The organism is Flammeovirga sp. AWQ4_249, assembly GCF_056161045.1.
The window spans coordinates 1-20,136 of sequence record NZ_JBSWYJ010000067.1; the positions used below are offsets into that span (position 1 = coordinate 1).

The following is a 20,136-nucleotide window of genomic DNA, read 5'->3' on the forward strand; positions in this document are numbered from 1 at the left end:
CCATTCCGAACAGAGCAGTTAAGCCCTACAGTGCTGATGGTACTGGGTTAACCCCCGGGAGAGTAAGTCGGCGCCACATTCATTAAATATAAAAGGTTAGTTAACACAAGATGTTGACTAACCTTTTTTTGTATATTGTTTTTTATATAGGAATTACGTTGTGAAACCTATTCTTTTTGTTTTCGTATTACTATAAATACTCTCTATCAACTAAATTGAAAACTAATGTTACTAAAACTAACTTATCACTTTTTATTAGATCGTCAAAGAAGAGTTTTTGAATCAAAAAGTATTATCCTTAATATTTTTATCACCCTTCTATTAATTTATCTTATCTCTGCAACATTATTTGCAGGATATTTTCTAGATAAGGCACTTCTTCCTCTAGCAAAAAATAGTTCAATAATGGATGTTTTTAATCAAGGACTATTTTATTATTTCTTAATTGATCTAATATTGAGAGGTATTCTCCAACATCAAAGTAGTTTTGAGATAAAACCTTACCTCTATCTACCAATTAAAAAGAAAACGATTTTACATTTTCTTCAAGTAAAGTCATTATTTTCAATATTTAATTTTTTTCCATTCTTATTAATTTTACCATTTTATTTTAAGGTGATAGTCGAGCAATATCCAACAGAACAATCTTTTGTTTGGTTAGGTATAATTGTTTTGATTACTTTAATTAATAATACATTTTCTTATAATTTCGGAAAGACAATTGGAAAGAAATTTATCTCTTGGTTTCTAATAATGTCAGGGCTTTTTTTAATAGGATACTTAGAATATAAAGCGATTTTTGAACTATCGATTTATTGGAATGAAGTTTTAGCGTTTGTAATTAATAATCCATGGTCAATTTTAATAGTCATAGCATTATATAGTATTTTGTATTATGTCACCATTCTTCAGTTAAAAAAGGAATTATATCAAGATAATAGTAAAGCAATTTCAACAAATACAAACTTCGATCTTGGGAAAATATTTAATGCTGAATCTATAATAGGTCAACTGATAGTGTATGAATCTAGATTAATTATAAGAAATAAGAGATTAAGAACGGCTTTAATGGCTTCTGCATTTTTTGTTTTATATCCATTACTTTTGATTTATCAAACTGGAGGTAAACTAGATATTTCATATATGAATTTTTTCTTAGGGTTATTTCAAACGTTATTGACAGCTTCGATGTTTGGTCAATTTATGTTTGCTTGGGAAGGCTCATTTTATAATTTCATAAAATCATCTCCTTTCAGTACAAAGGAATACCTTAAAGCGAAGTATTATACCTATTCACTTTTGATGTTAATTACTTGTTTAGTTTCATCAGCATATGGTTATTTAAGTTGGAAACTGGTTGCTTATATATTTATTGGATTAATATTTAATGTGGGAGTTAATTTACCAATGGTATTATTTATAGCTACTTATAATAGAAAAGCAATTGATTTAGATAGTAGTGCAGCATTTAACTATCAAGGTGTACAATTCTCTCAATTTTTTAGTATGCTGCCTGCATTGATTTTGCCATTTTTTGTATTTATTCCATTTACATTTTTCTTTTCTGAAACAGTAGGTATGTTGGTCATGCTTTCAATTGGATTAATTGGTATACTATTACATCCATTGACCTTAAGGTTTCTTGAAGATCAATTGAAATATAAAAAATACATAATGCTAGAAAGTTTTAACCAAAAATAATTATTACTAAAATGATACAAATAGAAAAATTATCGAAACAATACAAGTCTAAAATTGCACTTGATGTAAGCGAAGTTACTATAAATGAGAAAGAAGTAATAGGACTAGTAGGAAATAATGGTGCTGGAAAAACAACATTATTAAGTCTAATATTGGATCTAATTCAAGCTACAGAAGGTGAAGTTAAACTAAAAGATAAAGTAGTTTCTCAACATGAAGAATGGAAGAAATATACTGGTTCTTTTCTCGACGATACTTTTTTGATTCCATTTATGACTTCTTATGAATACTTAGAATTTATAAGTAAGTTACACAAATGGAAAAAAGGTGATTTAGAGGAATTCTTAAAAGCAAATCAACAATTTTATGGTGATGATTTCTTAACAGGTAAAAAGATGATTAAGGATTTATCAAAAGGTAACAAGAATAAAACTGGTATTCTAGGAGCAATGATTGGTAACCCTGAGTTATTAATACTAGATGAACCATTTGCAAATTTAGACCCTACATCTCAACAATGGTTAAGAATGAAAATTCAAAAATTAGCTGAGGAGGGAGTTACTGCTGTTGTGTCTAGTCATGACCTTCAACATGTAACAGGAATTAGTTCAAGAATTATCATGCTAGAGGAAGGTAAAGTGATAAAGGACGTAGAAAATACAGCATCTACATTAGAAGAATTGGAAGATTATTTTGGTGCTAAAATCTCAGAAGAATTATAATATGAGGTTAAGAGCATTATTTAAACATCATTATAAAGTAGAGTTTTATAAACTGCAAGACCCAAAAATAGCTTTGGGTTTTGTTGTTATGGGGCTAGGTGTATTTGTAATTACAATGTATTTCTTGATTTTAGGAATACTAATGCCAAGATATATTTCAGATTTTGAAACGAATCAGTCATCTGTTGAAATATTATTGTCAGCGGTATGTTATTATTTTCTAGTCGATTTATTTATTAGAGTATTAATTGAGAGTCAAAGTTCAGTAAAACTAAAACCTTACTTACTCTTGCCAATTCGGAAGAGGACCTTGGTTAATTTTCTACAATACAAAGCATTCTTCAGTGTATTTAACTTTTTACCTTTTGTTCTTTTTTCTATTTCTTTTTTTAAAATAATAAATGTTCAAAATGGAGGAATAGTATGTTTGAACTTTTTCATATTAATCATTTTTCATTCATTATTAAATAGTACTATTTCATTCCATATAGGAAAGACAATTGGAAAACATATAATTTCTTGGTTACTTATTTTGACTACAATTGGAGGGATAATTTATATGTCTTTTAACGGCTATATTGATATATCTGAATATTATAGATTTTTATTCATCAATATAATTGAATCATTACCTCTTAGTTTAATTCTTCTTTTAGCTTATAGTATTATATTCTATAGCCTTGGATTCCATTTGAAAAAATACCTCAATGTTGAAAACTTGAAAGATAGTACAGGAGTAGTTATTGATCTTGCTCGATTTTTTAATAAAGAAACTGTTATTGGTAATTTGATGCTTTATGAAACTAGAATAATTCTTAGGAGCAAGAAATTTCGAATAATGTTACCACTTCAGCTTATATTTAGTAATGGATATGCATTGACTTTACTTCTTAATGAAAATTTATCTTCAGTGGCATTTAAATCTTTTGCCTTTTTATATATTATCTTGATGAGTATTACTTCTTATGCTGGAATGTTTTTTTCTATGGAAGGTAAATATTACCCTCTGTTAGTTACATCTAACTTTTCGAATCAAACTTATATTAAAGCAAAGTATTATGTTTTGATAGGGTTTACAGTAATAAACGTATTAATTTCAATGTGGACTCTTTTTATAGATGTACGTTATGTTATGTATATATTCACTTTAGGATTATATGTTATCGGAGTTGTTATACCAATCATTATTTATGTAGCAACTTATAATAGAGGGGCATTAGATTTGACAGAGTCTTCATTTTTTGGTAATAATTCTACTATTAATATTTATCAAATTGGAGCTGTTATAGGTTTTTCATCTTTTCTATTTATAATAATTGGAGTGAGTAGCTTATTAAATATCGAATATTGGGGATTAGGATTGATTGCTGTTATTTCAATTTCATCTATGTTCTTTTTATCTAAGAATATTGAAATTATTTCTGAAAAATTAAAGAGAGATAAATATGATATGATTCAGAGTTTTCAACAATAATAGTTGAATAAAAAGAGCAGCTGTTGATAACTTCTAGATTTTACTCATCATTTTCCAAAGGTTATCAACAAAGTTTTAAGGATATATTAAAGCCCTTCACTTATCATTATGAATGAAGGGCTTCTTTGTTATCTATTTTTCATATCATGAAGTAATTTGAATGTGTGATTAATTTCTTCTTTCTCTATGATAATAGAAAACTCATGCTTTGTGGAAATAAATTCTACGACATTTATTTTATTCCATGCTAATGTTTTTAAAATGAAATAGAATACTCCTGGTGCATCTTTATTATAAGTCATAGGCATTCTCATGGTAACAGCAGCTAAGTCATTTATTTCAGATAATTTTTCTTCACCTAAAAAGAGTTCTTTTACTTTTGGAGCAAATGATTTACTTGTAATAATATTTGTCTCGTGCATACCTTTAGAAGAGGCATGAAAAAGTTCTGTGGAATTATTTTGAACTAGCTCTAGAAGTTCTTTTTGAGCTTTGATAAGACTTGGAGAATTTTTATAAGCAAAGTCAACTAAATCAGAGCGAACTAAAATATCTCCCATATGTCTTATATATTCTTTAGCTTGATCTTCTAATTCTGTAGGATTAATCTTGTGTGCCATCCTTTTTAATGCCATCACTATCGCACCTTGTTGTACTTCTTTCCCAAATCTGTTTTCGACTTCTTTATGAAATTTTCGAGCAAGAGCACTATAATTTATAATTCCCTCAGCTATGCCTTCTTGAATAAAAGGTGATTCATTAATAAGTTCGGCGACAACTTCAGCAAGTGTGATCATTCTTTGATATTTAGTTGATTTAATTGATAAAATTAACTGTATTTCTTCATCAAATAAAAGAAAAGTGTTCAAAATTTAACAGCCGACTATAAAATCAAGCTAAAAATCATCAATTCTTTAGATAACATCTCAACTAGGAAAATTAATTAATTAAATTTGCACCGCAGATGAGAAATCATCCCATTGATTTTAAACATAAATAAGTCAAATCATGAAATTGGCAATTGGTGGCGACCACGCGGGCTTTGAATATAAAGCAGAAATCATCAAACATTTAGAAGCAAATGGACATGAAGTAAAGGATTTTGGTCCTTTTTCTACAGCTTCGTGCGATTATCCAGATTATGTACACCCATTAGCAGAAGCTGTTGAGAATGGAGAATACGAATTTGGTATCACAATTTGTGGAAGTGGTATTGGTGTTTCTATGGTTGCAAATAAGCACAAGGGAATCCGTGCGGGTTTATGTTGGGAGCCTGTTTTAGCACAGTTAACTCGTCAACATAATAACGCAAATGTATTATCAATGCCAGCTCGATTTATCTCATTGGTAAGAGCTATTGAAATTGTTGATACATTTATTTCAACGGAATTTGAAGGTGGACGTCATCAAAATAGAGTGGATAAAATCGCTTTATAGTTTTTTAAATTCTTATTATAACAGACATGATTCAAAGAATTCAGTCAATCTTTTTATTCTTAGTTGCCGTTGCAATGCTTGCCGTTATCTTTGCTCCAATTGGAGAAGGTCATAGCGAAGATGTTTCAGCTGTTTTAACTGCAATGGAAATGACAATTACTAAAGGCACAGAAGTTAGTACAGTCAATACAATGGCTATCGCAATCTTCTCAGGTTTGTCTTTTGCCTTAGCATTGTTCTCTTTATTTTCATTTAAGAATAGAATTAAACAAGTTGCAATTAATACAGGTAACTCAGCAGTTATTACAATTGTAATTGGTTTAATTGCTTACTACGGTTACTATGAAGGAAATGCAGTAGTAGGAGCAGGTAAATTTACTTTTCAGGTGGGTCTTGCTTTACCGGCGATTGCGGCAATCCTAAATAAGTTAGCTAGTAGATTCATCAAAAAAGATGAAAAGAAAGTCAAAGATTCAATTAGTGGTAGATTAAGAGATTAATTAAAACTATTTGATATATAAAAAGGGAATGTAGTTTTTCTACATTCCCTTTTTTGTTTTAGATTTATATCTAATTTATTCGTTCCACATGTCGAAAGAATAAATAGTTTCATCAGTTTTGAATGTTCCTGAATTAAACTCAGTAACAAATTTCTCTATTACTTCTTCAGTTACTGAAGGTACATTTAAACAAACATCTAATGGAATACCATTATCATCTGCATCTTCAGGTCTTGCTTCAATAAATTCGGCTACATCATATTCGTCACTCTTTGCTAACTCAGCAGAAATTTCTTCAAGTGCTTCGATATGTGGACCATCAAGTACATCGAAATCAGCACCTTTAAATTTAGGATTTTCATCAATCACTAATTGAGTGGCTTCTTCGTGTATTTTTGCAAAATACTCCATCTCTAAAGTATATAGGAATGCATCATATACAATTTCTTCATCATCCTTAGTACTTAAGAATTGGAATTGTACCTGACTTTCATCGTTGTCTTCTGGAGAAGTAAAAACGAAAGGCTTACCCGTTTTTTGGATAGCACCTTTAACTTTTGAAATTAACTTTGTGTTCATCTATGATAATCAATGATTTATATGCTGCAAAGATAATTATAATTCTTATTTAAAGGTAAGGTTGCATTGCATCTGTTGAAATTATTGACCATTGTTTAATCTTTTTCTTAAAGTCAAAGAAACTTTTAGCTACTTTTTGAGCAAATGCATCATTTTGAATTAATTCTTCCATTGATTCATCTGCTTTTAATTTCAATTCTTTCATTACTTCATCTGGAAATGGTAGAATATCATTTTTACCTTCTTCTTTTATTTTTTCAAGATATTCAGCATTGTACTTCTCAAACTCAGACATCATAATACCATTATGTTTTAATGAAACAGATCGAATTAATTCTTGAAGGTCTTCAGGCAATTCATCATATGCATCTTTATTACAAACTAATTCTAGTGTTGCAGAAGGTTCATGCCAACCAGGGTAATAATAATATTTTGCAATTTTATTAAATCCCATCAGATAATCATGATAAGGCCCGATCCACTCAGTTGCATCAATTACACCTCTTTCTAAATTAGTATAAATTTCACCTCCAGGTACGGTAACAGATGTTCCTCCAGCTTTGGTTAAAACTTTTCCTCCTAAACCAGGTATTCTCATTTTTATACCTTTTAAATCTTCAGGGGTATCAATTTTCTTATTGAACCATCCTCCCATTTGTGTTCCTGTATTTCCACACGGAAATGGTTCTAATCCAATGCTATTATATAACTCTTTCCATAATTCATTTCCGCCACCATATAAAAGCCAAGCATTGTGTTCTCTTGTGTTCATCCCAAAAGGTATAGCAGTGAAAAATACAGAAGCGGGAATTTTACCAGCCCAATAATAGGCAGCTCCATGCATCATCTGAGCACCTCCTAGTTGAACAGCATCAAAAGATTCCAAAGCAGGAACAAGTTCTCCACCTCCATATACTTTGATATTAAGTCTTCCATTAGAAAGATCTCTTAATTCATTAGCAAAGTTGACTACTCCTACTCCTAATATTGGGAAGTTGGGTGGCCAAACAGTGACACATCTCCAATTATAAACTTTATCTGACTTAGTTCTATTTTTTTCTTTGTTGTCAGTTTTAGATTCAGTAGTACATGATGAAATCAAAGAAGTAGTTAATGCAGCACCACCAAGAGTAGTGAGATTTTTAATAAAATTTCGTCTGTTATCTTTTTTTGCCATAAATAATTAACCTAAAAAGTATCAATCAATTGGTTGATTGGAAAAAATATCCTGTAAGTTAATGTATATGTTAATAAAAGCTACCTATCTTACTGTTTTTTAGCTATATATGAATAAAAATTTGTGATGTCATAAAATCTTCTTACCTTTGCAAGCCGTTTGGAAGCTGTACTGTATCGAAACAGCTCTAATTCAAGACACTAAATGAAGGACCAGACGGGGAGTTTATAAGGTGTTTTGAGTTGCATGAGTTAGATACTTATGAGTTGACATTCAGGTTATTTATTAATTTAATTAAGTAAAATACAATGCCAGGACTTATTGCAAAAAAAGTCGGTATGACTAGTATTTTCGATGAAAACGGCAAGAACATCGCTTGTACGTTGATTCAAACTGGTCCTAACGTTGTGACTCAGGTTAAGACGGTAGAAACTGATGGCTATACAGCTATTCAGGTAGGCTTCGACGAGAAAAAGGAGAAGCGCACGTCCGCTGCTATGAAAGGTCACTTCTCAAAAGCGAGTACATCGCCAAAACGTAAAGTGATTGAATTCCGTAACCCAGTTATGGAACGTCAATTAGGAGACGAGCTAAAAATGGAGGAAATCTTCTCAGAAGGTGAATTCGTTGACGTAGTAGGAACTTCAAAAGGTAAAGGTTTCCAAGGTGTAGTTAAAAGACATAACTTCGGTGGTGTTGGACAAGCTACTCATGGTCAGCATAACCGTTTGAGAGCTCCAGGTGCTATTGGTGCTTGTGCTACTCCATCACGTGTATTCAAAGGTCTTCGTATGGCTGGACGTACTGGTGGTAAGCGCGTTAAAGTGATGAACTTACGTGTTATGAAAATGTACCCACAAGATGGTTTAATCCTTCTTTCAGGTGCAATTCCAGGTGCTAAAAATTCTTACGTAATCCTTGAAAAGTAATCAGTAGATGGAAATCGCAGTATTGAACTCAAAAGGCGTTGAGACAGGTAAAGTAACTTTACCAGCAGCAGTATTTGGTATCGAGCCAAATGATCATGCTATCTATCTTGACGTAAAAGCGTATTTGGCGGCACAACGTCAAGGTACGCATAAAGCAAAAGAGCGTGCGGAGATCGTAGGATCTACTCGTAAGCTTAAGAAACAAAAAGGTACTGGTACAGCTCGTTCGGGTTCTATCAAGTCACCAGTTTTCAGAGGTGGTGGACGTATCTTCGGACCACGCCCAAGAGACTACCGTCAATCACTTAACAAAAAAGTTAAGCAATTGGCACGTCGTTCAGCGTTATCTTATAAAGCTAAAGAAGCTAATGTAACTGTTTTAGAAGCATTATCATTTGATGCTCCTCAAACTAAAGCTTACAAAGAAGTTTTAGCTAACTTGAACTTATCTAACGTAAAAACTCTTTACGTAGCAGGTTCTCAAAACGATAACGTTTACAAGTCTTCAAGAAACTTGCCTAAAGCAAATGTTGTAGTTGTTGATTCATTAAACACTTACGATATCTTGCACGCAGACCAGTTAATTCTTGCTGACGACGCAGTTGAAAAATTATCAAACCTATAAGCCCCTATTAAGATGCAAGTATTGATTAAACCAATCTTGACTGAAAAGGCAGCTGTAGCTCACGAGAATGGTGTTTACACTTTCAAAGTAGCTAAAGATGCTAACAAGGTTCAGATCAAACAAGCTGTTGAGGCAAAGTATGGTGTTACGGTTGATGCAGTTCGTACTGCTATTCTTCCTGGTAAATCTAAAACTCGTTATACAAAAGCAGCTGTAATTAGTGGTCACACTTCATCGTATAAAAAAGCGATGGTACAAGTAGCTGAGGGTGAGATTATCGACATCTACGAAGGTCTTTAAGATCTGAAAAAAAATTAAAAATATTGTTCAGAATCTTCGGATTCTGGATTTTTATTAAGTTTAACCAAATTTGTTGTATATAGAATCTAGGAAAACCTATCTAGAGTCTGTAAAAGCAAATTACGAAAGTTTGTAAAATGGCTGTTAAAAAGTTAAAGCCCATAACTCCGGGACAGCGATTCAGAGTCGCTCCTACTTTCGAGGAAATCACGAAAAGTACACCAGAAAAGTCACTGACTGTTGGTAAGCACCGTACAGGTGGTCGTAACAACTCAGGTAAAATGACTGTTCGTAACGTTGGTGGTGGTCACAAGCGTAGATTACGTTCGATCGACTTCAAACGTAACAAGCACGGTGTTCCAGGTATCGTGAAATCTATCGAGTACGATCCAAACCGTACTGCTCGTATTGCCTTAATCTACTATGTAGATGGTGCTAAAACGTATATCGTAGCTCCAGAAGGATTACAAGTTGGACAGACTATCTTGTCTGGTTCAGGTGTAGCTCCTGATTTAGGTAATGCACTTCCATTGTCTGAAATTCCTGTAGGTTCAATCATCCACAACGTGGAGTTGAAGCCAGGTAAAGGTGCAGCGATGGTTCGTTCTGCTGGTGCATATGCACAGTTATTAGGACGTACTGGTAAGTATGCTACACTTAAATTACCTTCAGGCGAGACTAGATTAGTACTTATTGAGTGCTATGCTACAATCGGAACTGTTTCTAACGGCGATCACATGAACGTTCGTTTAGGTAAAGCAGGTAGAAAGCGTTGGTTAGGTCGTAGACCACGTGTTAGAGGTGTTGCAATGAACCCAGTTGATCACCCTATGGGTGGTGGTGAAGGTAAATCTTCAGGAGGACACCCTCGCTCACGTACTGGTGTTTACGCTAAAGGTCAAAAGACACGTAACGCTAAGAAGTATTCTAGTAAGCTGATCGTTTCAAGAAGGAAAAAGTAATTTAAGTCATGGCAAGATCGCTAAAGAAAGGACCTTATATTGATTTTCGTTTAGTAAAGAAAATCGAGGCGACTAATGAGTCTGGTAAAAAAGCAGTAATCAAAACTTGGTCGCGTAGATCAATGATTTCTCCAGATTTCATCGGTCATACATTTGCTGTACACAATGGTAACAAATTCATCCCTGTTTATGTAACTGAAAACATGGTAGGTCATAAATTAGGTGAATTCGCTCCAACACGTACATACAAGGGTCATATCAATAAAAAAGATAAAGGCAGAAAGTAATGGAAGCAGTAGCAAAACTTAACAATTGCCCTATCGCTCCACGCAAGATGATGCTTGTAGCGGACGCAGTAAGAGGTGTGCAAGTTATTGATGCACTGAATACACTCCGTTATGCTCAAAAAGCTGGTGCTCCTCTAGTAGAAAAGTTAATTCTTTCTGCAGTGGCAAACTGGGAAAACAAGAACCCTGACGAGTCTGTTGAAGATGCAGATTTATATGTGAAATCAATCTTTGTAACTGGTGGACGTCAATTAAAGCGTTTCCGTCCAGCTCCACAAGGACGTGCACACAGAATCCGCAAGCGTTCAAATCACGTAACAGTGGTAGTAGACGCTCGTAGCACAAGCCTTATCGACGTAGTCGCTGAGGATACAACAGAATCAAACGAGTCAGATAACTAAAATAAGTTTTTCCCATGGGACAAAAGATAAATCCAATTGGTCTTCGTTTAGGCTATATCAGAGGATGGGAATCTAGCTGGTATGGTGGAAAAGATTTCTCTGACAAATTAGTCGAGGACGACAAGATCAGAAAATATATCGCAGTTCGTTTACCGAACCCTCGTGCGGGTATCTCACGTGTAGTTATCGAGCGTACTATCAAGCGCGTTACGTTAACTATTCACACAGCTCGTCCAGGTGTAGTAATTGGTAAAGCAGGTGCTGAGGTAGACAAAATCAAAGAAGAGTTGAAGCGTTTAACTGGTAAAGATGTTCAAATCAACATCTCTGAAGTTAAGCGTCCTGAGACTGATGCAAAATTAATCGGTGAGTCAATCGCTCAACAATTGAAAAGCCGTGTATCTTACCGTCGTGCGATGAAGCAAGCAATTGCTAACGCTGTTCGTCACGGTGCTCAAGGTATCAAAGTAAAGCTTTCTGGTCGTTTGGGTGGAGCTGAAATGGCTCGTACTGAACTTTATAAAGAAGGTCGTATTCCGTTGCATACATTACGTGCGGATATCGATTATGCTTTATCTGAAGCTCTTACTGTATATGGTATCATTGGTATCAAAGTATGGGTATTCAAAGGTGAAGTTTTAGGTAAGAGAGATCTTTCTCCTCAAGCTGAGACTGGACGTCGTGACAACCGTAGAGGTGGTAACGATAGAAAGCGTGGCGGAAACGATCGTCGTAGAGGCGGACGTGGAGGTAGAAAAGGTGGTAACAAAGGTGGCGGAAATGCTCCAAAGGCGTAACACACTAGTTAACCTTATCTAAGCCGACAGGTGGACCCAAGCAATTCCGGATTGCTTGGGTCTTTTTTATGCCCTTTATTTTCCTAACTATTGATAAAACTCCTATCTTTCGAACTTTATCGAAATTACTCTGACTTTTACATTGATAGTTTTATTCATCTGAAATATTATTTTACAAAATCACATTATTTAAAATATAATTTTGTTCTTTTGAGATTCATCTACTTCCTCAGTAAATACTTCTAAATATTTTTTTATAAAAGTGATATTCAATAAATTAAAGAGTACTATTGTAATATTAGTTTGATGATAAACTAACCAAAGAATGAATAAACTGTCTATAAACAACTTTAAACTATTATGGCTAATATACAAGAAAGCAGTAGAGGTGGCTTTTCAAATAAACTAGGATTCGTTTTAGCAGCAGCGGGATCAGCAGTAGGTCTCGGGAATATTTGGAAATTCCCATTTGAGGTAAGTGACGGAGGTGGTGGAGCCTTTGTAATAATGTACTTAGCTTTTTGTTTTATGTTATGTTTTCCTGTGATGATGGCGGAAATTGCTCTCGGAAGAAAAACGAATAAAAATGCAGTGGGTGCTTTTGCAGCCAATGGTCATAAAAAATGGGCTCCTGTTGGAATGTTAGCAGTTTTAAGTGGGTCTTTGATTTTATCCTTTTATAATGTTGTAGCAGGTTGGGCTTTAGGATATGCATGGGAGATGTTTACTGGTAATTTTGCAATAGGCAATAATTTTGGTGAATTTGTTGGTAATTGGCATATTAATATGGCTACATCTACAGCTTTTATGTTTGTCACTATTTTTATTGTTGCAAGAGGAGTATCTGGAGGTATTGAAAAAGCATCAAAAATCTTAATGCCTTCTCTTTTATTTTTAATTCTTGCATTAATGGGATATTCATTAACTCAAGAAGGAGCATTAGATGGAGTAGTATTTTACTTAGTACCAGATTTTAGTGCAATTACTTTTAAAACAGCATATGGTGCAATGGGGCAAGCCTTTTTCTCTTTGTCATTAGGTATGGGTGCTTTAATTACATATGGTAGCTATGTAGGCAAAAGAGATAACATGGTATCAGCAACTTCTATGATTTTATTAGCAGATGTAGGTATCGCATTTATTGCAGGACTAATGATGTTTTCATTTATATTTTCTCAAGGTTTACAAGGACAAGGCGGTGGAGCTGGATTAATTTTTACGGTTTTACCTGGAGCATTTGAATCTATAGGACCTGTATTGGGAAGAATAATTGGAGGTGCGTTCTTTGTACTATTATCTTTTGCAGCATTAACTTCTACAGTATCATTATTAGAAGTTCCGGTATCTTACGTTGTTGATGAATATAGTGTAAGACGTAGTAGAGCAGTTTGGATTGTAGGTTTTGTAATATTCCTATTTGGTATTCCATCTATGCTTGGAAATGGTACTGTGGAATTCTTTACCAATTTTATTCATTATCATGGAACTGGAACTTCAGTAAACTTCATGGATTTTATTGAAGACTTAGCATCTGATACTTTTTTACCTTTAGGTGGTTTTCTTGTAAGTATTTATACAGCTTATATTTGGAGAGGTGATCGTTTTGAGGAAGAAGTATCTAAAGGATATCCAGAATTTCCTTCATCTTTCATTGGAATGTATACAATTTTTTCACTAAAATTTTTAGCTCCCTTAATTTTAGGGACAATTACGATCGTTACAATCCTTTCAAAGTTTTTTGGGATACATCTAATTGGTTAAGGAATTCTTTTCAATAAATTATTTCAACAAAAGAAAATTAGATACGGTAAATTATTTCTTATTATTAAGTTACTTGAAATATAATTTTGTTTTTTTTGATGTATTGTAATTTATTAAAGATAGATGACTTAACAATTAATAATATTTTGAATGTACTAATCTAAAATTTTAGGCCTTCAACTAATAAGTACATATATTGCAAGTTCATATTGCTAATTCTATCTATACCTGATTTAGTAATAGACTCAAACGACAATAAACTTATTGTTTAAACTAAATTATCAGATTCAATTAATTAAATTTTTATGGCAGGCGTACAAGAAAGTAGCCGTGGAGGTTTTTCTAATAAAATAGGTTTCGTATTAGCAGCAGCTGGGTCAGCTGTTGGTCTTGGAAATATTTGGAAATTCCCTTTTGAAGTGAGTGATGGAGGTGGAGGAGCCTTCGTATTAATGTATTTAGGGTTTTGTTTTATGCTTTGTTTTCCAGTAATGATGGCTGAGATTGCAATTGGACGTAAGACAAACAAAAATGCTGTAGGAGCTTTTACAGAAAATGGACATAAAGGTTGGTCATTAGTTGGTAAACTAGGTGTATTGACTGGCGTACTTATTTTATCTTTTTATAATGTTGTAGCAGGTTGGGCTTTAGGTTTTGCTATAGAAATGTTTGCTGGTAATTTTGAACTAGGTCAATATTTTGGTGAGTTTATTGGAAATTGGCAATTAAACTTAGTTTTTTCTTCTATTTTCATGTTAGTGACAATATTTATTGTTGCAAAAGGCGTATCTGGAGGTATTGAAAAAGCATCAAAAGTATTAATGCCTTCTCTATTGATTTTAATCCTATCTTTAATGGCTTATTCTTTAACACAAGATGGAGCAATTGAGGGTGTAAAATATTACTTAGTCCCAGATTTTAGTGAAATCACTTTTGAAACTGCCTACGGAGCAATGGGACAAGCCTTTTTCTCTCTTTCTTTAGGTATGGGTGCATTAATTACTTATGGTAGTTATGTTGGTAAAAAGGATAATATTGTAACATCAACATCTATGATTTTATTGACGGATGTAGGTATTGCTTTCATTGCTGGTTTAATGATGTTTGCTTTTGTATTCTCTCAAGGATTACAAGGACAAGGTGGCGGAGCTGGACTTATCTTTACGGTATTACCAGGAGCGTTTGAATCAATAGGACCAGTATTAGGTCGTATTATTGGAGGATTTTTCTTTGTCTTACTATCATTTGCAGCATTGACATCAACAGTATCTTTATTAGAAGTACCAGTAGCATATGTTGTAGATGAGTTTGAAGTTAGAAGAGAAAGAACCGTATGGTTAGTTGGATTAGGTATTTTCTTATTCGGTATACCATCAATGCTAGGAAATGGTACAGTTGAATTTTTTACAAAGTTCATTCACTATTCAGGTTCAGGTGAAACAGTATCATTTATGGATTTTATTGAAGATATGGCATCTGATACATTCTTACCATTAGGTGGATTTTTAATATCATTTTATACTGCTTGGGTATGGAGAGGAGATAATTTCAAAAAAGAAATAGAAAGTGGCAATCCTGGTTTTGCAAATTCGTTTATTGGTAAATACACAATTTTTGCATTAAAATTTCTAGCTCCTTTGATATTGGGATCAATCACAATTATCACTGTTTTATCAAAATTCTTTGGTATTCATATTTTAGGTGCATAGAAGAAAAAAATAATAAACTATTAAAGGTATACTTAAGTAACATGCTTAGGTATACCTTTTTTATATTATTTGTGACATCCGGATTATAAAAGACAAGTTATATAATTCTATTTCTGAGTAATTCTTTAAACTAAGAATCTAGAAAAAAGAGAGTTTTTAGAAGATTTCAGAAAAATTAGGAGGATATATTAAAGAATGAGTGTTTTAATGCTTCTGATTTGCTAATTTTGGGGCTGAATTTTGAAAAGATCATTGAAAATGGCGAAGAAAGACAAAGAAAATATGTTCCAAAAAGTTGTATCTCATGCAAAAGAGTATGGCTTTGTATTTCCTTCATCGGAAATTTATGGTGGACTTCAAGCAGTATACGATTATGGATCAAATGGTGTTGAATTAAGAAACAACATCAAAAAATATTGGTGGGCATCTATGGTACAAATGCACGAAAATATCGTGGGTATTGATGCTTCTATCTTTATGGATCCTAAGGTTTGGAAAGCTTCAGGTCACGTTGATGCATTCAATGATCCATTAGTAGATAATAAAGACTCTAAAAAGAGATATAGAGCTGACGTTCTTATCGAAGATTTAATGGCAAAATATGATGCCAAAATCGAGAAGGAAGTAACAAAAGCTCAAAAGAAATTTGGTGATGATTTTGACAAAGAGCAATTCTTAGCAACTAATCCAAATGTTCTTAGAAATCAGAAAAAGATCGACGAAATCGAGGCTAAATTTAAAACAGCTTTAGAGGACGAAGATATGGACGGTTTAAAAGCAATTATTGAAGAAAACAATATTGTTTGTCCTATTTCTGGTACTTGTAACTGGACTGATGTACGTCAGTTTAACCTAATGTTTTCTACAGAACTTGGTGCAGTTGCAGGTGATTCTAACAAAATTTACCTTCGTCCTGAAACAGCACAAGGTATTTTTGTGAACTTCTTGAACGTAATGAATACTTCAAGACAACGTCCTCCTTTCGGTATTGCTCAAATTGGTAAAGCATTCCGTAATGAGATCGTTGCACGTCAGTTTATCTTCAGAATGCGTGAATTCGAGCAAATGGAGATGCAATTCTTTATTCAACCAGGTACAGAAATGAAATGGTATGAATACTGGAAGGAGCAACGTATGAAATTCCATACGACTGTTGGTAATCCTGACAATTATGTATTCCATGATCATCTAAAAACAGCTCACTATGCGAATGCAGCTGTTGATATTGAGTTCAAATTCCCATTCGGCCAAAAAGAATTGGAAGGAATTCACTCTCGTACTGACTTTGATTTAAATGCTCACCAAGAGTTATCAAGTAAAAAATTACAGTACTTCGATCATGAGTTAGGTAAGAACGTTGTACCTTACGTTGTGGAAACATCAGTTGGTTTAGATCGTATGTTCTTATCGATCTTAACAGGTGCATATACTGAGGAGGAGGTAGATGGTAAGACTAGAAATTACTTGAAATTCCACCCAGCTTTAGCGCCAATCAAAGCTGCTGTATTCCCATTAACGAAGAAAGATGGTTTACCAGAGAAAGCTAGAGAGGTAATGAACGAGATCAAATTTGATCACAATGTTTCTTACGAAGAGAAAGATGCTATTGGTAAGCGTTACACTCGTCAAGATTTAATCGGTACTCCTTATTGTATTACTGTGGATCACCAAACATTGGAAGACAATACAGTAACAGTTCGTGAAAGAGATACTACTGAACAGTTCCGTTTACCAATTGCTGAATTAAAGCAGTTCTTAGATGGCAAATGTTCATTAACTAGTTTGTTGAAGCAATTGCTTTAATAAATTAATATTGATATTTTGAAGCTCAAGTTTTAGTTTGTACTGAAACTTGGGCTTTTTTATTATTTTTTATTCAAATGAGAGCAACTAAACTTTTAATTACTGTCTTATTTTTATCTACCCTATCAGCATGCTCTAGTTTAAGTCAATATACTTATTCCAATCGCGTTGAAAAGAGAAATAGGAAACTTCTAGCAGAACACAGAGGAAGTGTTAAGAATGATTCATATGCTAAAACAGACACTAAAAAGGATACTTCTAAACCTAAGAAAGGAGTAGAAGATAAAATCCCACCTGGAAAAAAACTCAGTGCTCAGGAATATATTCAAATGTATAGTCCTTATGCCATTGAATCTATGCATAAAAAGAAAGTACCTGCAAGTATTACGCTGTCTCAAGGTTTATTAGAATCAGGAGTGGGTAATAGTAAATTATCTAGAGCAACAAATAATCACTTTGGGATTAAATGTGGAGGTAACTGGGATGGTCAATCTTATCGTTATGATGATGATAAGCCTCAAGAATGTTTTAGAGTGTATGGTTCTGTATTAGAATCATATGAAGATCATGGTGATTTTTTAAGAACTAGATCATGGTATGCTCCTTTATTTAAATTAAAAATTACGGATTATAAAGGCTGGGCTAAGGGTTTAAAAAAAGCAGGTTATGCTACAGATCCTCAATATCCAAGTAAGCTAATCAGTATTATTGAAAAATATAGACTTTACGAGTATGACAGGAAGTAATCAGCTTCCTGTTCTTGTCCCTTTTGCTTAACTATTCTCATTAACTAACTATGAAATTTTTCCTTAAAGATCTGAAATCTTTTTTTTCATCAACAAGAAGAGAAACGGTAAGTCTTTTATTATTAATTCCTCTTCTATTTCTAGTATTATATACTCATAGAATTTATAATTTTATTTATTCCTTATCTCATCATGATCTACCTCCTTTAGAGATAATTGCTCATTATCAAGAAAATCATGAGAAGGAAAGTAATCCTATTGTTATTCAAAAATTCAAGAATTTAAATCCTAATACAATGACTTCTAATGAATGGGAGTCATTAGGTTTTGATCAAAATACATCTAATAGAATAGTGAAGTATAGATTAAAAGGTGGATTCTATAATGGTTTAGATGATTTACTTAAAATTTATTCAATTGATACAACTTTATTATTGAGTCATAAAAAGACTTTTATTTTTGATGCTGAAAAGAAGAAACGTATAGAAAAACAGTTTTACAGCAGAAAAGAAAAAGTAAAAAAAGAATCACTTTTATTAAAAGCTTTTGACCCAAATCATGTTTCGGAGGAATTACTAGCAGAGATGCAATTACCTTCTTCTTTTATTAATAGTTTGCTGGGGTACAGAAGCAAAGGAGGTCAATTTAAAACTTCAGAAGACCTTTTGAAGTTATATGGATTAAATTCTTCTTTATATAAAGTACTTAAGGATTCATTATTATTTGATATTGATAAAAATGAAATTATTCCTAATAAAAAGGTCATATTAGTAAATTTAAATACCGCTACAATCGATGACTTGACTAAAATTAAAGGTATAGGTTTAAGTCGAGGTAGTAGTATTATTAATTTTAGAAAGCGATTAGGGGGTAGTTTTTATAAAAAAGATCAATTGTTAGAAGTATATTCCATTGATTCAATTTTATATGAAGATCTTAAAAGGTTTTTGTTTGTTGAAGAATCAGAAGTAAAAAAAATAAAGCTCAACTTCACTTCATATGAAAAGTTAGCTACACACCCATATTTGACATATAGACAAGCAAAGTGGATCATTAATTACAGAAATCAGCATGGGAATTATGATAATTATGAAGAAATTCTTAATATAAAAACATTGAATCTTGAAGATATTCAAAAAATACTACCATACTTAGATTTTAGTAAGTAACTTTTTTATGTTAATCCATCGCATCTCAATTTTTATATTATTCATATTTTTTCAACTCTCTTCTGCTTTTGTTTATGCTCAAAAGACAAGAATTAATTCCATTGCATTGTTGACTACTACAAGAATATTATCTTCTGATAAATTTGAAGGTAGAAAAACAGCAACAAGAGGAGGAATATTGGCAAGGGATTTTATCGATGAGAGTTTTAAAGAAATCGGATTATTGCCTATTGGAACATCATATATTCAAACTTTTAAATTTCATAACCGACTATATAATCAGAATTTAATTGGTCATAATGTTATAGGTTACATAGAAGGTACAGAAGTAAAAGATCCTAATAAAGGCTGTATCATTGTAGGAGCACACTATGATCATTTAGGTGTGTACGGAGGAAATATTTATAATGGAGCAGATGATAATGCTTCGGGAGTAGCTACTCTATTAGAAATAGCAAAGGAAATTAAGAAATCTCCTGGAATACTACCTGTTGTTTTCATTTCTTTTGATGCAGAAGAAATGCGATGTGCAGGTTCAAGGTATTTTGTAAGTAGTAATTTAATTAATAATGATGCAATCCAATTGTTTATTAACATGGATATGATATCAAAAAGTAATAAACAGCAATTATTTGTTACTGGAGCAAGCTTTCATTCTGAATATAAAAAGTTGATCAATAAAACTTTAGAATATTGTTCTTTATCGATTATATACGGCCATGATAGAAAGAGAGATTACGGTCCTGAAAACTGGATTTTTTCATCCGATCATGGTGAGTTTCATAGAAAGAATATTCCTTTCATTTATTTTGGAGTAGAAGAACATGAACATTATCATCTTCCATCAGATGATTTTGAAAATATTGATATTGGATTTTTTGTAGAATCTAGTAACGTTATACTTTCATTTGTAAAAAGTGTTGCAAATAAAAAAAGCCTTCTAAAACATTCTAGAAAGCTTTTTTGAGCTGTAAGGGAAGGATTCGAACCTTCACGGAGTACTTAGCCCCTTGACAAATCGTGTATGCATCGCACGTTTAGTGGTCAACCCATTACC

Annotated in this window: 21 protein-coding genes and 1 rRNA gene; 19 read left to right on the plus strand and 3 right to left on the minus strand. The window is 32.8% G+C overall.

Annotated features, from left to right (window positions below):
• The 4 genes from rrf to ACXAHM_RS24920 form a co-directional block, all read left to right on the plus strand.
• A 5S ribosomal RNA gene (rrf, locus tag ACXAHM_RS24905) occupies positions 1 to 79 on the plus strand; the annotation flags it as partial.
• Between the two features lie 146 nt (positions 80 to 225).
• A complete protein-coding gene (locus ACXAHM_RS24910) occupies positions 226 to 1,701 on the plus strand; it encodes a DUF5687 family protein (protein WP_474966502.1) in 1,476 nt (491 codons plus the stop codon).
• An 11-nt stretch (positions 1,702 to 1,712) separates the two neighbouring features.
• Complete coding sequence (locus ACXAHM_RS24915; RefSeq protein ID WP_474966504.1) at positions 1,713 to 2,423, plus strand: ABC transporter ATP-binding protein; 711 nt, start codon at positions 1,713 to 1,715, stop codon at positions 2,421 to 2,423.
• 1 nt (position 2,424) lies between these two features.
• Positions 2,425 to 3,897: a DUF5687 family protein gene (locus ACXAHM_RS24920; protein ID WP_474966506.1), complete on the plus strand. Its 1,473-nt coding sequence runs from the start codon at positions 2,425 to 2,427 to the stop codon at positions 3,895 to 3,897.
• A 128-nt stretch (positions 3,898 to 4,025) separates the two neighbouring features.
• On the opposite strand, the gene ACXAHM_RS24925 is transcribed toward ACXAHM_RS24920, so the two are convergent.
• Entirely contained in the window at positions 4,026 to 4,694 is a 669-nt protein-coding gene (locus ACXAHM_RS24925; protein ID WP_474966509.1) for a hypothetical protein, read from the minus strand.
• Between the two features lie 211 nt (positions 4,695 to 4,905).
• Here ACXAHM_RS24925 and rpiB point away from each other — a divergent pair, with 211 nt between their 5' ends.
• Both rpiB and ACXAHM_RS24935 read left to right on the plus strand, forming a co-directional pair.
• Positions 4,906 to 5,334, plus strand: a complete 429-nt coding sequence (rpiB, locus tag ACXAHM_RS24930; protein ID WP_474966513.1) for a ribose 5-phosphate isomerase B — start codon at positions 4,906 to 4,908, stop codon at positions 5,332 to 5,334.
• A gap of 26 nt (positions 5,335 to 5,360) precedes the next feature.
• Complete coding sequence (locus ACXAHM_RS24935; RefSeq protein ID WP_474966516.1) at positions 5,361 to 5,834, plus strand: DUF4293 domain-containing protein; 474 nt, start codon at positions 5,361 to 5,363, stop codon at positions 5,832 to 5,834.
• Between the two features lie 75 nt (positions 5,835 to 5,909).
• Here the strand turns inward: ACXAHM_RS24935 and ACXAHM_RS24940 are convergent, their stop codons facing one another.
• Positions 5,910 to 6,413: a hypothetical protein gene (locus ACXAHM_RS24940; protein ID WP_474966518.1), complete on the minus strand. Its 504-nt coding sequence runs from the start codon at positions 6,411 to 6,413 to the stop codon at positions 5,910 to 5,912.
• A gap of 49 nt (positions 6,414 to 6,462) precedes the next feature.
• Positions 6,463 to 7,590, minus strand: a complete 1,128-nt coding sequence (locus ACXAHM_RS24945; protein ID WP_474966522.1) for a TRAP transporter substrate-binding protein — start codon at positions 7,588 to 7,590, stop codon at positions 6,463 to 6,465.
• A 308-nt stretch (positions 7,591 to 7,898) separates the two neighbouring features.
• On the opposite strand from ACXAHM_RS24945, the gene rplC reads away from it, so the two are divergent.
• The 13 genes from rplC (at position 7,899) to ACXAHM_RS25010 (ending at position 20,046) form a co-directional block, all read left to right on the plus strand.
• Complete coding sequence (gene rplC, locus ACXAHM_RS24950) at positions 7,899 to 8,519, plus strand: 50S ribosomal protein L3 (RefSeq protein ID WP_474966524.1); 621 nt, start codon at positions 7,899 to 7,901, stop codon at positions 8,517 to 8,519.
• Between the two features lie 7 nt (positions 8,520 to 8,526).
• Positions 8,527 to 9,144, plus strand: coding sequence for a 50S ribosomal protein L4 (gene rplD, locus ACXAHM_RS24955; RefSeq protein ID WP_474966526.1), 618 nt, complete (start codon positions 8,527 to 8,529; stop codon positions 9,142 to 9,144).
• Positions 9,145 to 9,156: 12 nt separating this feature from the next.
• Entirely contained in the window at positions 9,157 to 9,444 is a 288-nt protein-coding gene (gene rplW / locus ACXAHM_RS24960; protein WP_474966530.1) for a 50S ribosomal protein L23, read from the plus strand.
• A gap of 137 nt (positions 9,445 to 9,581) precedes the next feature.
• Positions 9,582 to 10,406, plus strand: coding sequence for a 50S ribosomal protein L2 (gene rplB, locus ACXAHM_RS24965; protein ID WP_044209120.1), 825 nt, complete (start codon positions 9,582 to 9,584; stop codon positions 10,404 to 10,406).
• An 8-nt stretch (positions 10,407 to 10,414) separates the two neighbouring features.
• Entirely contained in the window at positions 10,415 to 10,693 is a 279-nt protein-coding gene (gene rpsS / locus ACXAHM_RS24970) for a 30S ribosomal protein S19 (RefSeq protein WP_044209118.1), read from the plus strand.
• On the plus strand, positions 10,693 to 11,094 hold the full coding sequence (gene rplV, locus ACXAHM_RS24975; RefSeq protein ID WP_044209116.1) for a 50S ribosomal protein L22: 402 nt from the start codon (positions 10,693 to 10,695) through the stop codon (positions 11,092 to 11,094). The genes rpsS and rplV overlap by 1 nt, the downstream gene beginning before the upstream one ends.
• 14 nt (positions 11,095 to 11,108) lie before the next feature.
• Positions 11,109 to 11,891 carry a 30S ribosomal protein S3 gene (gene rpsC / locus ACXAHM_RS24980; protein ID WP_474966536.1) on the plus strand — a complete coding sequence of 261 codons (783 nt, stop codon included), beginning with the start codon at positions 11,109 to 11,111 and terminating at the stop codon, positions 11,889 to 11,891.
• Positions 11,892 to 12,251: 360 nt separating this feature from the next.
• A complete protein-coding gene (locus ACXAHM_RS24985; protein ID WP_474966538.1) occupies positions 12,252 to 13,652 on the plus strand; it encodes a sodium-dependent transporter in 1,401 nt (466 codons plus the stop codon).
• Between the two features lie 305 nt (positions 13,653 to 13,957).
• Entirely contained in the window at positions 13,958 to 15,361 is a 1,404-nt protein-coding gene (locus tag ACXAHM_RS24990) for a sodium-dependent transporter (RefSeq protein ID WP_474966540.1), read from the plus strand.
• A gap of 258 nt (positions 15,362 to 15,619) precedes the next feature.
• Entirely contained in the window at positions 15,620 to 17,164 is a 1,545-nt protein-coding gene (locus tag ACXAHM_RS24995; protein WP_474966542.1) for a glycine--tRNA ligase, read from the plus strand.
• Positions 17,165 to 17,241: 77 nt separating this feature from the next.
• Entirely contained in the window at positions 17,242 to 17,910 is a 669-nt protein-coding gene (locus ACXAHM_RS25000; protein ID WP_474966544.1) for a glycoside hydrolase family 73 protein, read from the plus strand.
• 50 nt (positions 17,911 to 17,960) lie between these two features.
• Positions 17,961 to 19,079 (plus strand): helix-hairpin-helix domain-containing protein, encoded by a 1,119-nt coding sequence (locus ACXAHM_RS25005; RefSeq protein ID WP_474966546.1) that lies wholly within the window; start codon positions 17,961 to 17,963, stop codon positions 19,077 to 19,079.
• 7 nt (positions 19,080 to 19,086) lie between these two features.
• On the plus strand, positions 19,087 to 20,046 hold the full coding sequence (locus ACXAHM_RS25010) for a M20/M25/M40 family metallo-hydrolase (RefSeq protein WP_474966548.1): 960 nt from the start codon (positions 19,087 to 19,089) through the stop codon (positions 20,044 to 20,046).
• Positions 20,047 to 20,136 lie beyond the last annotated feature (90 nt).

What these genes read in the sequence shown, in the direction of transcription:
- ACXAHM_RS24910 (WP_474966502.1), top strand. Translation starts at nt 226, where the DNA reads ATGTTACTAAAACTAACTTATCACTTTTTATTAGATCGTCAAAGAAGA.
- ACXAHM_RS24915 (WP_474966504.1), top strand. Translation starts at nt 1,713, where the DNA reads ATGATACAAATAGAAAAATTATCGAAACAATACAAGTCTAAAATTGCA.
- ACXAHM_RS24920 (WP_474966506.1), top strand. Translation starts at nt 2,425, where the DNA reads ATGAGGTTAAGAGCATTATTTAAACATCATTATAAAGTAGAGTTTTAT.
- ACXAHM_RS24925 (WP_474966509.1), bottom strand. Translation starts at nt 4,694, where the DNA reads ATGATCACACTTGCTGAAGTTGTCGCCGAACTTATTAATGAATCACCT.
- rpiB (WP_474966513.1), top strand. Translation starts at nt 4,906, where the DNA reads ATGAAATTGGCAATTGGTGGCGACCACGCGGGCTTTGAATATAAAGCA.
- ACXAHM_RS24935 (WP_474966516.1), top strand. Translation starts at nt 5,361, where the DNA reads ATGATTCAAAGAATTCAGTCAATCTTTTTATTCTTAGTTGCCGTTGCA.
- ACXAHM_RS24940 (WP_474966518.1), bottom strand. Translation starts at nt 6,413, where the DNA reads ATGAACACAAAGTTAATTTCAAAAGTTAAAGGTGCTATCCAAAAAACG.
- ACXAHM_RS24945 (WP_474966522.1), bottom strand. Translation starts at nt 7,590, where the DNA reads ATGGCAAAAAAAGATAACAGACGAAATTTTATTAAAAATCTCACTACT.
- rplC (WP_474966524.1), top strand. Translation starts at nt 7,899, where the DNA reads ATGCCAGGACTTATTGCAAAAAAAGTCGGTATGACTAGTATTTTCGAT.
- rplD (WP_474966526.1), top strand. Translation starts at nt 8,527, where the DNA reads ATGGAAATCGCAGTATTGAACTCAAAAGGCGTTGAGACAGGTAAAGTA.
- rplW (WP_474966530.1), top strand. Translation starts at nt 9,157, where the DNA reads ATGCAAGTATTGATTAAACCAATCTTGACTGAAAAGGCAGCTGTAGCT.
- rplB (WP_044209120.1), top strand. Translation starts at nt 9,582, where the DNA reads ATGGCTGTTAAAAAGTTAAAGCCCATAACTCCGGGACAGCGATTCAGA.
- rpsS (WP_044209118.1), top strand. Translation starts at nt 10,415, where the DNA reads ATGGCAAGATCGCTAAAGAAAGGACCTTATATTGATTTTCGTTTAGTA.
- rplV (WP_044209116.1), top strand. Translation starts at nt 10,693, where the DNA reads ATGGAAGCAGTAGCAAAACTTAACAATTGCCCTATCGCTCCACGCAAG.
- rpsC (WP_474966536.1), top strand. Translation starts at nt 11,109, where the DNA reads ATGGGACAAAAGATAAATCCAATTGGTCTTCGTTTAGGCTATATCAGA.
- ACXAHM_RS24985 (WP_474966538.1), top strand. Translation starts at nt 12,252, where the DNA reads ATGGCTAATATACAAGAAAGCAGTAGAGGTGGCTTTTCAAATAAACTA.
- ACXAHM_RS24990 (WP_474966540.1), top strand. Translation starts at nt 13,958, where the DNA reads ATGGCAGGCGTACAAGAAAGTAGCCGTGGAGGTTTTTCTAATAAAATA.
- ACXAHM_RS24995 (WP_474966542.1), top strand. Translation starts at nt 15,620, where the DNA reads ATGGCGAAGAAAGACAAAGAAAATATGTTCCAAAAAGTTGTATCTCAT.
- ACXAHM_RS25000 (WP_474966544.1), top strand. Translation starts at nt 17,242, where the DNA reads ATGAGAGCAACTAAACTTTTAATTACTGTCTTATTTTTATCTACCCTA.
- ACXAHM_RS25005 (WP_474966546.1), top strand. Translation starts at nt 17,961, where the DNA reads ATGAAATTTTTCCTTAAAGATCTGAAATCTTTTTTTTCATCAACAAGA.
- ACXAHM_RS25010 (WP_474966548.1), top strand. Translation starts at nt 19,087, where the DNA reads ATGTTAATCCATCGCATCTCAATTTTTATATTATTCATATTTTTTCAA.